13 protein-coding genes are annotated in these 12,194 nt (G+C 55.6%); 5 read left to right on the forward strand and 8 right to left on the reverse strand.

Going from position 1 to position 12,194, the window contains the following annotated elements; genetic code table 11:
* Nucleotides 1–14: 14 nt before the first annotated feature.
* From sufS to ACVCAM_RS09840, 7 genes are all read right to left on the reverse strand, one after another.
* Nucleotides 15–1,235, reverse strand: coding sequence for a cysteine desulfurase SufS (gene sufS / locus ACVCAM_RS09810; RefSeq protein ID WP_023292649.1), 1,221 nt, complete (start codon nt 1,233–1,235; stop codon nt 15–17).
* Nucleotides 1,232–2,503 carry a Fe-S cluster assembly protein SufD gene (sufD, locus tag ACVCAM_RS09815; RefSeq protein WP_407223274.1) on the reverse strand — a complete coding sequence of 424 codons (1,272 nt, stop codon included), beginning with the start codon at nt 2,501–2,503 and terminating at the stop codon, nt 1,232–1,234. The genes sufS and sufD overlap by 4 nt, the downstream gene beginning before the upstream one ends.
* On the reverse strand, nt 2,478–3,224 hold the full coding sequence (gene sufC, locus ACVCAM_RS09820) for a Fe-S cluster assembly ATPase SufC (RefSeq protein WP_008500629.1): 747 nt from the start codon (nt 3,222–3,224) through the stop codon (nt 2,478–2,480). The genes sufD and sufC overlap by 26 nt, the downstream gene beginning before the upstream one ends.
* 9 nt (nt 3,225–3,233) lie before the next feature.
* Nucleotides 3,234–4,724, reverse strand: a complete 1,491-nt coding sequence (sufB, locus tag ACVCAM_RS09825) for a Fe-S cluster assembly protein SufB (RefSeq protein WP_008500630.1) — start codon at nt 4,722–4,724, stop codon at nt 3,234–3,236.
* Between the two features lie 8 nt (nt 4,725–4,732).
* Nucleotides 4,733–5,101 carry a Fe-S cluster assembly scaffold SufA gene (sufA, locus tag ACVCAM_RS09830; RefSeq protein ID WP_008500631.1) on the reverse strand — a complete coding sequence of 123 codons (369 nt, stop codon included), beginning with the start codon at nt 5,099–5,101 and terminating at the stop codon, nt 4,733–4,735.
* Nucleotides 5,102–5,414: 313 nt separating this feature from the next.
* Nucleotides 5,415–6,143, reverse strand: coding sequence for a MerR family transcriptional regulator (locus ACVCAM_RS09835; RefSeq protein WP_008500632.1), 729 nt, complete (start codon nt 6,141–6,143; stop codon nt 5,415–5,417).
* 188 nt (nt 6,144–6,331) lie between these two features.
* A complete protein-coding gene (locus tag ACVCAM_RS09840) occupies nt 6,332–7,552 on the reverse strand; it encodes a diguanylate phosphodiesterase (RefSeq protein ID WP_025911631.1) in 1,221 nt (406 codons plus the stop codon).
* 340 nt (nt 7,553–7,892) lie between these two features.
* Here ACVCAM_RS09840 and ycgZ point away from each other — a divergent pair, with 340 nt between their 5' ends.
* From ycgZ to ACVCAM_RS09865, 5 genes are all read left to right on the forward strand, one after another.
* Nucleotides 7,893–8,132, forward strand: coding sequence for a regulatory protein YcgZ (gene ycgZ, locus ACVCAM_RS09845; RefSeq protein ID WP_008500634.1), 240 nt, complete (start codon nt 7,893–7,895; stop codon nt 8,130–8,132).
* A 4-nt stretch (nt 8,133–8,136) separates the two neighbouring features.
* Nucleotides 8,137–8,457, forward strand: a complete 321-nt coding sequence (locus tag ACVCAM_RS09850) for a hypothetical protein (protein ID WP_021241105.1) — start codon at nt 8,137–8,139, stop codon at nt 8,455–8,457.
* Between the two features lie 29 nt (nt 8,458–8,486).
* Complete coding sequence (locus ACVCAM_RS09855) at nt 8,487–8,765, forward strand: biofilm/acid-resistance regulator YmgB/AriR (RefSeq protein ID WP_008500635.1); 279 nt, start codon at nt 8,487–8,489, stop codon at nt 8,763–8,765.
* Between the two features lie 190 nt (nt 8,766–8,955).
* Nucleotides 8,956–11,106 (forward strand): formate dehydrogenase subunit alpha, encoded by a 2,151-nt coding sequence (fdhF, locus tag ACVCAM_RS09860; protein ID WP_008500636.1) that lies wholly within the window; start codon nt 8,956–8,958, stop codon nt 11,104–11,106.
* Between the two features lie 131 nt (nt 11,107–11,237).
* The gene (locus ACVCAM_RS09865; RefSeq protein ID WP_025911639.1) at nt 11,238–11,867 is read left to right on the forward strand and encodes a helix-turn-helix domain-containing protein; all 630 of its coding nucleotides are present in this window, start codon (nt 11,238–11,240) and stop codon (nt 11,865–11,867) included.
* A gap of 50 nt (nt 11,868–11,917) precedes the next feature.
* Here the strand turns inward: ACVCAM_RS09865 and ACVCAM_RS09870 are convergent, their stop codons facing one another.
* Complete coding sequence (locus tag ACVCAM_RS09870; protein WP_003857766.1) at nt 11,918–12,112, reverse strand: YdiH family protein; 195 nt, start codon at nt 12,110–12,112, stop codon at nt 11,918–11,920.
* Between the last annotated feature and the right edge of the window lie 82 nt (nt 12,113–12,194).

Consider the following 12,194-nt stretch of genomic DNA (forward strand, 5'->3'; position numbering starts at 1 on the left):
CTTTCGCCTCTCCTTTAGCCCAGCAGCTGATGAATGCGCTTCAGCCCCGCCACCAGCCTGTCGACCTCTTCCGTCGTGTTGTACATCACCAGCGATGCGCGGCACATTGCCGGTACCTGGTAAAACGCCATCAGCGGCATGGCGCAGTGGTGCCCGGTGCGGACCGCCACGCCGTAGTTATCGAGGAAACTGCCCACGTCATAGGCGTGGTGTTTCCCAAGATTAAACGCGATTACCCCTTGCCGATCGGCAGGCCCGTAGAGGGTTAAATCCGGCACGCTGGCAAGCTCTGCAAGCGCGTAGTGCATCAGCAGCTGTTCATACTCCTGAATGGCATCAAGACCGATGGCAGAGACGTAAGAGACCGCCGCCCCGAGCCCGATAATGCCCCCGGTGTTGGGCGTGCCCGCCTCAAAACGCCACGGGGCGCGCGCGTAGGTTGTGCCTTCCGTCAGGCTAACGGTGGCGATCATCGACCCGCCCCCTTCCCACGGCGGCATCGCCTGCAGGATCTCTTCTTTCACATACAGCACGCCAATCCCGGTCGGCCCGTAGAGCTTGTGGCCTGAAAAGACGTAGAAATCACAGTCCAGCGCCTGGACGTCAACCGCGTGGTGCATCACCGCCTGCGCGCCGTCAATCAGGACCTTTGCGCCCGCCTGATGGGCCTTCTCGACGATCTCTGCCACCGGGTTTTCTGTCCCCAACACGTTGGAGACCTGGGTAACCGCCACCAGCCGCGTGCGGTCGTCCAGCAAGAGGTCAAGCTGCTCAAGCTGAAGCGTCCCGTCAGCGTTTAGCGGGATCACCCGCAGCTGCGCCCCTACGCGCTCGCAGAGCATCTGCCACGGCACGATATTGGCGTGGTGCTCCATCTGGGTGATGATGATGTTATCCCCCGCGTGGACCTGCGCGTTGCCCCAGCTGTTAGCGACAAGGTTGATCCCTTCGGTGGTCCCGCGAACAAAGACCAGTTCTTCCGGCGAGCGGGCGTTAAGAAAAGCGGCAAGCTGCGTGCGCACGTTTTCCATCCGCTGGGTCGCCTCGGCGCTCAGGGTATGGATACCGCGATGCACGGCGGCATAGCCGTGGCGATAAAACTCGGCTTCGGCATCCACCACCTGATTCGGCTTCTGCGCGCTGGCCGCGCTGTCCAGATAGGCCAGCGGCAGACCGTTTACTTCACGGGTCAGAACCGGGAAATCTGCCCGTACTTTTTCGACGGGAAAACTCATGCTTCGCCTCCAGGCAGGCGCTGACCGATCCGATCCAGCACCTGCAGTTTTAACTGACCATCGTGCAGCGCTTCCGTCAGTTCGGCGGCAAACGCGAAGATAATCATTTTCTGCGCCGCCTGCTGGTCGATGCCGCGCGAGCACAGGTAGAACATCTGCTCGTCGTCGATTCGCCCGACCGTCGCACCGTGGCTGCATTTCACGTCGTCGGCGTAGATCTCCAGCTGCGGCTTGGTGTCCACCTCTGCCAGGCGACCTAACAGCAGATTGTTGTTGGTCATCTGCCCGTCGGTTTTAATGGCGTGCTGCGCCACGTTAATCAGGCCGTTAAACACCGCACGCCCTTTATCACTCACGATGGTTTTATGCAGCTGGCGGCTGTTGCAGTAGCCTTTGTTGTGCTCCAGCCACGTGCGCGTGTCACACACTTCTGATTTAACCGGCATCGCCAGGCTGTTGATGCGCAGCGTGGTGTTTTCACCGTTAAGCTGCGTGCTGGTGTTGTGGCGCAGCACCGCCCCGCCGAGCAGGAAGCTGTGGCTGTACGCGGCGGCATCCTGTCCCAGGACAATGTCGTTATGGGCAAAGTGGTGGCTCTGCGCATTCTCAAACGCCAGCTTGATGTGGTGTAGCTGGGCATTCGCCGCCACGTTCATCGTCAGTCGCGACCCGGTAAAGTGACGTGTCTCATTGAGGCTGACGTAGTGTTCGATGACCGTGGCCTCCGCCCCCTCCGCCAGCTCAAGATGGTGGCGATAGTGCGCGGTATTGATTTCGGCGCCGTCCAGACCCTGAGTGATGTGCATCAGCAGCAGCGGTTTGGCCGGGCGCTGGTTACGCTTCACGCCGATATGCGTCACGCTGCGGGCCAGGCTTTCGGTCAGGTGGAGAAATACTTCCGGCTGAACCGGGGCGCTCAGGCGCTGGCGGTCGTCGTTTATCTCAATCTCAAAGCCGCTCTCCTGGAGCGTGTCGCTCAGCTCAGGGCGGAACTGACCGTCGACAAACACCAGGCGCACGGCATCCACGCCCACTGCCAGCGCGTCACGCTGTGCAGGCGTGAGATCCGCCAGGCGGGTCACAAACTCGGCGTTCAGCAAGCCATCGAGCGGGGTGTATTTCCAGTTTTCATGCTTGCGCGTCGGCAGGCCGAGACGCAGCATCTGCTGCAGATGCTGCTGCGCCTGCTCGGAGCGCGTATTACCCTGCGCCTCAAACAGCCGGTGCCACTGCTGGAGCGCATTACTGCTGTTCGGTAAGCCAGCCATAACCCTGCTCCTCCAGTTGTTTAACCAGCGTGAAATCACCGGATTTCACAATGCGCCCCTGGTAAAGCACGTGGACGTAATCCGGCTTGATGTAGTCCAGAATGCGCTGGTAGTGGGTGACGATAATAAACGAGCGCTTGCCGTCGCGCAGGGCGTTCACCCCGTCGGCGACAATCTTCAGGGCGTCGATATCCAGACCGGAGTCGGTCTCATCCAGAATGCACAGCTCGGGCTCCAGCACCGCCATCTGCAGAATGTCGTTACGCTTTTTCTCGCCGCCGGAAAAACCGACGTTCACCGAGCGGGTGAGCAAATCTTCCGGCATTTTCAGCAGCTTGATTTTCTCTTCCATTAAATCCTGGAAGTCGAAGCGGTCGAGCGCCTCCAGCCCCCGGTATTTCCGCACCGCGTTGAGCGCGGTTTGCAGGAAGAACTGGTTGCTGACTCCGGGGATTTCTACCGGATACTGGAAGGCCATAAAGATGCCCTCGCCCGCGCGGTCTTCCGGCGACATCTCCAGCAGATCTTTGCCGTTAAATTCGACCGAGCCGTGGGTCACCTCATAATCTTCGCGTCCTGCCAGCGTCGCAGAAAGCGTACTTTTCCCGGAACCGTTCGGCCCCATGATGGCGTGGACTTCGCCCGGCTTGACGTCAAAATTGAGGCCACGCAGGATGGCTTTATCTTCTACGCTGACCTGTAAATCTTTAATGCTTAACATGTGCTTTCCTTAACCGACGCTGTGTTCAAGACTAATGGCGAGGAGTTTCTGGGCTTCAACGGCAAATTCCAGCGGCAGTTCAGAGAACACGTCCTTACAGAAGCCGTTGACGATCATCGAGATGGCATCCTCTTCGCTGATCCCGCGCTGCAGGCAGTAGAAGAGCTGATCTTCCCCAATCCGTGACGTGGTCGCCTCGTGCTCCAGCTGGGCCGTGTTATTACGGCATTCGACGTATGGGAAGGTATGCGCCCCGCAGTCAGCGCCAATCAGCATCGAGTCACACTGGGTGAAGTTTCGCGCATTGGTCGCCGTCGGCATGATTTTCACCAGCCCGCGATAGCTGTTCTGACTGTGTCCGGCGGAAATCCCTTTCGAGATGATGGTCGATCTGGTGTTTTTACCAATGTGGATCATCTTGGTGCCGGTATCGGCCTGCTGATGGCCGCTGGTGAGCGCCACCGAGTAGAACTCGCCGATGGAGTTATCCCCGCGCAGGATGCAGCTCGGGTATTTCCAGGTGATGGCCGAACCGGTTTCGGACTGGGTCCACGACATCTTGCTGTTTTCGCCTTCGCACAGCGCACGCTTGGTCACGAAGTTCAGGATGCCGCCGGTATTGCCGTCGCCCGGGAACCAGTTTTGCACCGTCGAGTATTTCACCTCGGCGTCTTTATGGATGATGACCTCCACCACCGCCGCGTGCAGCTGATAGCTGTCGCGGACCGGGGCGGAACACCCTTCGATATAGCTGACGTAGCTGCCTTCATCCGCGACCAGAATGGTACGTTCGAACTGGCCGGTTTTTTCGGCATTAATGCGGAAATAGGTGGAAAGCTCCATCGGACAGCGCACGCCTTTCGGCACGTAAATAAAGGTGCCGTCCGAGGCCACCGCCGCGTTAAGCGCCGCAAAGAAGTTGTCGTTAGAGGGCACCACGGTTCCGATGTACTTTTTCACCAGTTCAGGATGATCGTGAATCGCTTCGCCGAAGGAGCAGAAAATGATCCCCTGCTCTGCCAGCTTCTCGCGGTAGGTGGTGGCCACCGAGACCGAGTCAAAGATAGCGTCCACCGCCACCTCTTTCCCTTCGCGCACCGGTACGCCCAGCTGGTTAAACGCCTCTTCTACCTCTTTGCTCAGGAAACTGTTCTCCGCGCCGGTTTGCTGCACCGCGCCGGGCTGCGAGGCGCAGGTGTCATCGCAGCTGCCGCAGGAGGGCGCGGAGTAGTAGCTGTAGTCCTGATAGTTCAGCTTGTCATAATGCGCTTTCAGCCAGTGCGGCTCTTCCATCTCCAGCCAGGCGCGGTAGGCGCTCAGGCGAAACTCCAGCATCCACTCGGGCTCGTTACGTTTCGCCGAGATCGCCCGCACGACATCTTCATTGATGCCTTTTGCCAGCTCATCGGTCTGCAGCTGCGTGAAGAACCCCTCTTTATAGTTGAGGTGCCCGCCGCTCCAGGTATTTACTTCACTCGTTGCTTCAGTATTACGAGACATAGTTCCGCCTATACCCCAAAGCTTTCGCCGCAGCCGCATTCGTTCTGGGCTTTTGGGTTATGAAATTTGAATAACTGGTTTAAGCCTTCGCGGACGTAGTCCACTTCGGTGCCATCGATAAAGGGCATGGCCTGCAGCGCGACGTACAATTTTGCGCCGTCGGTCTCGAACACCAGGTCATCTTTCTCGGGTTCGGTGACGGTATCAAGCACGTAACCGAAACCTGCGCAGCCGGTCTGTTTGACACCTAAACGCACGCCAAGGATCTCGGGCTTTTTCGCCACCAGCTCGTGAATATGTGCCGCCGCCGCTGGCGTGAGCGTTAACCCGCGCCAGGCGAAATCGGCAGGATTAAAGGTTTCTGAATGCAGTTCCATAGGTCCACCTCATCTGATAAGCCATCAGGGCATAACACCATGTTAGTGATAACGATTATCACTTCAACCCTCTGTCAGCAGGGGCATTCGGCTAAACCGCCCTTTTTGCCTACTTTTATTAAGCATAGACCCTGTGGCAGGATGCAGGCAGGATGGATTTAATTGTTCAATGCATTGATTAATAATGCATTTCGTTGTGGCATTCGGGCAGGAGAGGAGAAACGTAAAATATGTATTGGAAATGCCTATTTTTGAGATAGCTTTTGCATGGAAAGTGACAAAAATAAAAAAAGGCCCTCAAGGCCTCTTACACTTAATGATGAAATGAGACAGCAAACCCCTGTTCACGCCAGTGGTCGAGCTGTTCCTGCTGTCGAGGCGTTGGCGATTTCCCCGTCCAGACGAAGATTTTTTGTCCCGGGAACAGTTCAGGACGCGGCGAATCAATCGGTTCTGCCAGGACGTCAATGTGCCAGCCCTTCTGCGCTAAGCGCGCGGCTTCGAGCCACAGATGGGTGCGGTCATCGCACTCCCAGCCGATCAGGAGCGCGTCTTTACCGGCCTTCTTACGGGACTCCGCCAGGCTTGCAATCGCGAATTCAATCAGGACTCCGTCTAACAGGCTCGCCATGTGACGCACGGTATTTTGGTCCTGGTTCATCCGCTGACGGACGGGAGAAATGATATTGTCAATCAGGGAATCTATCGGGTGATCGCGGCGGAACTCGCCAATTTTGGCGCGCAGCTTTGCCGGGCTGGCGTAGCGCAGAACGGTCATCATCTCTTCCTGGAACGAGACCCAGTTGCCCTGAGTCAACACTTCCTTGTTTTCCAGCAAGGCTTTTACTTTCCCGACCGAAACGCCGCTCTTCATCAGGCGTTTGATCTCTTCTATACGCAGGATATCTTCATCGTCAAACTGACGATGGCCCCCTTCGCTGCGCTGCGGCTTCAACAATCCATAACGGCGCTGCCAGGCACGCAGCGTAACGGGGTTGATACCGCATCGTTCGGCCACTTCGCCGATACTGTAATAGGCCATTAACTCCCTCACGCTCAGAACTTCCATACCTAACTGCACCAACCTTATCAGATTGTACAAACCATTTGTATAACTAAGACCGCATTTTGAACGGGTGAATGGCTTACCACCCCATCCACCTGTTAATACATTGTTGTATAAAATTTACCGTTCGTACAGTAACGACTGCCAGATTGTGTACAGCTTTATCACAATTCGAACTTTTTCTCCGGCCAGGCAATGGCTGGAATACCGCCGTGCCGGGGGCTGGCAAAAAGATGCCCCTGGAACTGGGAAATTCCCGCAGATTCCAGCCACATCCACTCTTCAGCCTTCTCTACCCCCACCGCGCAGAACTGGATTTCAAGCGAGGAACAGCATTTGATGATCGCCTGAATGATGGCCTGTCGGGGGCCACTTTTATGCACGTTCGCGACCAGATCGCGATTAATCTTAATTCTGTCAGGCTGGAAGTGGGCCAGCAGCTGCAGCCCGGCAAAACCGGCACCAAAGTGATCGATCGTCACGCTGATACCCGCGCTTTTTAACTGCCTGACCGAATCCGTGAATTCATCAAAACGGGAAATGGCTTCGCTCTCGGTGAACTCCACCACGATTTGCTCAGGTACAAAACCGTTTGCTTCAATCGCGGTGAGCAGAAAATCCACGGCGTTGGGAATGTTAACCAGCGTCATAGGCAGCAGGTTCAGGGATAACGTCTGGTCCTGTAACCCCAGCGCGCTGGCCATAGACAGAGCCACCTGCTTGCTCTGCAAATCAGAGGTGTACACTTCCTCCTGCGGAAGGCTGGCGAAATAGGCCCCCGGCGAGTCGCCGGACGGGGTGCGGAGAAGCGCCTCCCAGGAGACAACCTGCTGCATAAACGGATCGACTATCGGCTGGAACGCGAAGCTGCAATCCGCCCCTTTCGCGACCACCTCAGGCTGTGCGGACAAACGCGTCTCTTCGCGTACGAAATCCCATGTATCCGCAGGCGGCAGTTCAAAATAGTTCGCTTTTTCCGTGGCCTCGACAAAGGTGCGGAAAAACTGCAGAGGGCGATCGTTATAGGCCAGCTGGTAGCGTGTCGTCCCCTTATTAAGTATCTGCTGCAGCACCTCGTCCCGGTCGAAGTGGCGCAAATCAAAAAGCTCCATACCCACGTTGCCAAAACGCCGGACAGGGCCGTGATCGCGCATTAACTCGACCACGTTATGGTGGCGCGGGTCGTTGCAGATCTGCTCATAGATAGCCGACACGTGCTCCACCGGCCCTTCCAGCAGTTGAAAAAAATGTGTGCCGTTAAACAGCAGGATCCCCGTGACATTGGATTGCCGATTTTTACGATTTGCAGCAGCGACCATTGCTTCCAGCGCTTTCACTGGAACGTCCTCGCAGATATGACTGCGGTAAATGATGGTTGTGAGCATGCTATTCCTGGGGGGTTAGGGTTTTGGCCACAAAAGACGTGGGGAATGTTTATTTATAGCACATTAATTGCCTGACAAATAATTTACATCTCAACCATTTACGGCAGTTAATGAGACCGTTTGACTCGGCTGTACAACTTACCAGCACATGCGCTTTTTGTACAATATATCCTGCACTCTACCCCCATCACAACGCCAACCCAACGCAATGAAAAATAAATGATTTATAAGATATATCGAAAAAAATCTAAAAATCTGTACATTTTAGATGTACAGATTTGGAAATTGTGTATACCTTAAATGTAACGTTACTGATTACAAAATTTTACAGGAGCGAAACATGCAGCAGAAAGGTTACGTCGCAGATTCCGCAGCAGCAATCGCACAGTACTTCGAAAAAGCCGCGCTTCCGACCCAACAGGAAACGCTGGGCCAGGTGGTTGTTGAAATTCTCAGCGACGGGCGAAACCTTAATCGCAAATCGCTTTGTACAAAATTGCTCAGCCGCCTCGAAAAGGCCGATGGGCCGGAAGAGGAAGAGCATTACCACATGCTGCTTGGTCTGCTCTTCGAACGGTAAGGATATGAATCGCAGTAACGCAGACCGACTGATAGACCAGCTTATCGGTGAAGCCGTTCTCTCTCTTCTGAAAGAGCGGGGGCCGGTGACAACAGAAGGCTTGCTACAGCGTCTGCGGGTCATGAAAGAACATGAAAAGGATCCCCAGCGGCGGGAGACACTTGCGATGGTGATTGCCGAGATCGGCTCAAACAGCATCGCCTTTACACGTCGCAGAACCGCGCAAGGACGAACAAAAAGAGAGGGATCTCTCAACGATAACCGAGACAATGTAGTGCCGTTATTTGGAAGTGGAAAACCGTCCGATCCCAAAAAAATACATTGACTGCAATTTAACAGCTACGGTGAGAACAAATGAGACAAAATATTCAGCTTCAACCCGAATATCACTCTGCTTTTTTAGACAGTGCGCTGGCGGAGTATTTCCGCCATGCAGGCGATCGTTTTGCTGAAGAGTCCGCTATTTTTTCTACTGCAGTACGCTGTGTTCTGGCCTCCGAAGGTCATCTTTCCAATAAAGCGATCATCCTCTGGCTCATTCAGACGCTGGAATCCACCAACGACGTGGTTCAGGCGGATGTGATTCGTAAGACGCTGGAAATCGTGGTGGGTTACACCATGGACGATCTCTGAGTTCCTGCCCGCCGCGCCCCCTAACGTGTCATCGTCAAAACTGACGATCGGCCTGACGATGACACGCGCCCTCCCCCATAACACCCTGTAATTCACGCAAAGCCAACCTGGCACGCTTTCTGCTTATCTCCGCATACGGGACTGGTTTTTCCAGTCAACTTTGCTTCATTTCTTAACAGGTCTGTTATTGATGAAAAAGATCGCCAGCGTCTGCCCGTACTGCGGTGCAGGCTGTAAATTGAACCTTGTCGTTGAAAATAACCGTATCATCCGTGCCGAAGCGGCAGAGGGGGTCACAAACCAGGGCACCTTATGTCTGAAAGGGTTTTACGGCTGGGACTTCCTCAACGACACCCGTCTTCTCACCCCCCGCCTTACCCAGCCCATGATCCGCTACCGCAAAGGCGAAGCCTTCACCCCCGTTACCTGGGAAGAGGCGATCCGCTACACCGCCCACAGGCTCAGCAGCATTAAAGCGCAGCACGGGCCGCGGTCGATCATGACCACCGGCTCCTCTCGCGGCACCGGCAATGAAACCAACTATGTGATGCAAAAGTTTGCCCGCGCGGTGCTGAACACCAACAACGTGGACTGCTGCGCGCGCGTCTGTCATGGCCCGTCCGTGGCGGGTTTACAGGAAACGCTCGGCAACGGCGCGATGAGCAACTCCATTAACGATATTGAAAACTCAAAATGCCTGCTGGTCTTTGGCTATAACTGCGCGGACTCCCACCCTATCGTTGCCCGCCGCGTGCTGAAAGCGCGTGAAAACGGCGCAAAAATTATCGTCTGCGATCCGCGCCGTATTGAAACGGCGCGTATTGCCGACCAACATCTTCAGCTGAAAAACGGCAGCAACATGGCGCTGGTGAACGCCTTTGGCTATGTGCTGCTGGAAGAGGAGCTGTACGACAAAAGCTACGTGGCGCGCTTTACGGAAGGGCTTGAGGCCTACCGGCAAACGGTAAAAGACTATGCGCCTGAGAAGGTCGAACATCTTACCGGCATCCCCGCCCGTGATGTCCGCCAGGCGATGCGCACGTTCGCGGCGGCTCCTTCCGCTACCGTGATGTGGGGAATGGGCGTGACCCAGTTTGGTCAGGCCGTTGATGTGGTCAAAGGGCTTTCCAGCCTGGCGCTGCTGACCGGGAATCTCGGTCGCCCCGCCGTCGGCGTCGGGCCGGTGCGCGGTCAGAACAACGTCCAGGGTGCCTGCGATATGGGCGTCCTGCCGAATATGTTCCCCGGCTATCAGGATGTGACCGACCCGGCGGTCCGGCAGAAGTTCGCCGATGCCTGGGGAATTGATGTCAATAAAATGGACGATCGCGTCGGGACGCGCATTACCGAAGTGCCGCATCTTGCGCTGGAAGGCAAGGTCAAAGCCTATTACATCATGGGAGAAGATCCGCTCCAGACGGAAGCCGATCTCGGCCTGGTGCGCAGCGGTTTTGAAGCGCTCGATTTTGTTGTGGTTCAGGACATCTTTATGACCAAAACGGCAGAGGTGGCGGACGTTCTGCTTCCGGCTACCTCATGGGGTGAACACGGCGGCGTCTTTACCTGTGCCGATCGCGGCTTCCAGCGTTTTGGCAAAGCCATTGAAGCCAGCGGCAACGTGAAGCGCGACTGGGAGATCATCAGCCTGCTCGCCACCGAGATGGGCTACCCGATGCATTATGACTCCAACCAGCAGATCTGGGACGAGATGCGCGAGCTGTGCCCGCTCTTCTACGGCGTGACGTATGAAAAAATGGGCGAGATGGGTCACGTTCAATGGCCGTGCCCGACGCTGGATCATCCCGGTACGCCGTACCTGTACAAAGATAATCAGTTCGATACCCCGAGCGGTAAAGGGCAGCTCTTTGCCGCACCGTGGCGCGCGCCGGCGGAAACTCCGGATGCGGATTTCCCGCTGGTGCTCTGTACGGTCCGCGAGGTGGGCCACTACTCCTGCCGCTCCATGACCGGGAACTGTGCCGCGCTGCAAAGCCTGGCCGACGAGCCGGGCCGGGTGCAAATGAACCCTGCCGATGCGGACAAGCTGGGCATTACCGACGGACAGCTGGTCTGGGTGCGCTCCCGCCGAGGGAAAGTAATTTCCCGCGCCAGCATCAGCGAGCGCATCAACGCCGGAGCCGTTTATATGACCTATCAGTGGTGGATTGGCGCCTGCAACGAGCTAACCCAGGATAACCTCGATCCCATCTCCAAAACCCCGGAAACGAAGTACTGCGCGGTGCAGCTGGAGGCCATTGAGGACCAGCGCTGGGCGGAGGACTATGCCGCGTCGGCGTATCAGTCCATGAAGTCGCGGCTGATAAGTGCGGCGAACGTCTGAGGAAAATGCCGGGTGCCGTAATCGCCACCCGGCAATCGCGTACGGTATCATGCAATAACAAGCAACTCGCTTACCCGTCCCAAAGAGAAGCGCTATAATTAGCCAGGTTTTTTTTAAGGCTGTCGGCAACCATGTCCCTTCCAGAAAAGTCTCAGCGGGGTTCTCCCCACGCGCAAGCGCTTATTTCACACCTGTTACCTGATTGCACAACGCGACATACCGCCCGCGGCGAGCGGCTGGACCTGCAGGTCAATGGTCAGGGCATGTGCTATTTAATTCTTGAAGGAACCATCGCCGTCTACAGAAGAAGCGATAACATGATGCTGTCTACGGCCCGTAGCCCTGCTGTTTTCGGCCTCGCTAACCTCACTGATATCTATTTTAGTGATTATCTTAAGACCGTCAGCCCGTGCCTGATCGGGACGATCACCACAGAAAGGGTGAATGCCATTATTAAAGAGAAGGCGCTTTGGGGACTGCTCTCTCAACAGCTCATGTATGTGTATAGCCGTCTCTATAACAACGTGATGCCGCAGGGCGCGCCGACGGCGTATGAGATGATTCGCCAGCAGTTAATGAAGCTGACGGAGGAAGAGGAGGGTTATCGGCTCAGCGTGACGGCGGAAAAGTATATCAGGGAGAAAACCCACCTCTCCCGCAGCGGCGTGATGCGCATTCTGGCGGATTTGAAAACCGGCGGATTTATCGAAATGGAAGAAGGCAGGCTTATCAAAATCAACAAGCTCCCCGCTAAATACTGAATCTCAGGCACAAAAAAGGCCGCAGTTGCGGCCTTTTCAACATTACTCTCTCAATGGACGTGAACGCCCAACCGCCAGGCAAAATAGATCTCTTCTTTCAGCTCATTCGAAGAGAGCGCCAGCAAATCTGTAAATTCCAGCTCAAGCTGTTTCAGCTTTTTCAGGTACTGCGCCGGGGACAGATTGCTCTTATCGCGACGTAAATATTCAATTGCCAGCTGTGTTGGGGTTATTTCAGTATCCATGATGTCCTCGCTTATGTACAAAACCTGACCAGTATATCACAACCCGCTGGCTAGTTTTTGACCAAAGGCAAAACATCTGAAA

The organism is Enterobacter sp. CFEC122 (genome assembly GCF_052983755.1).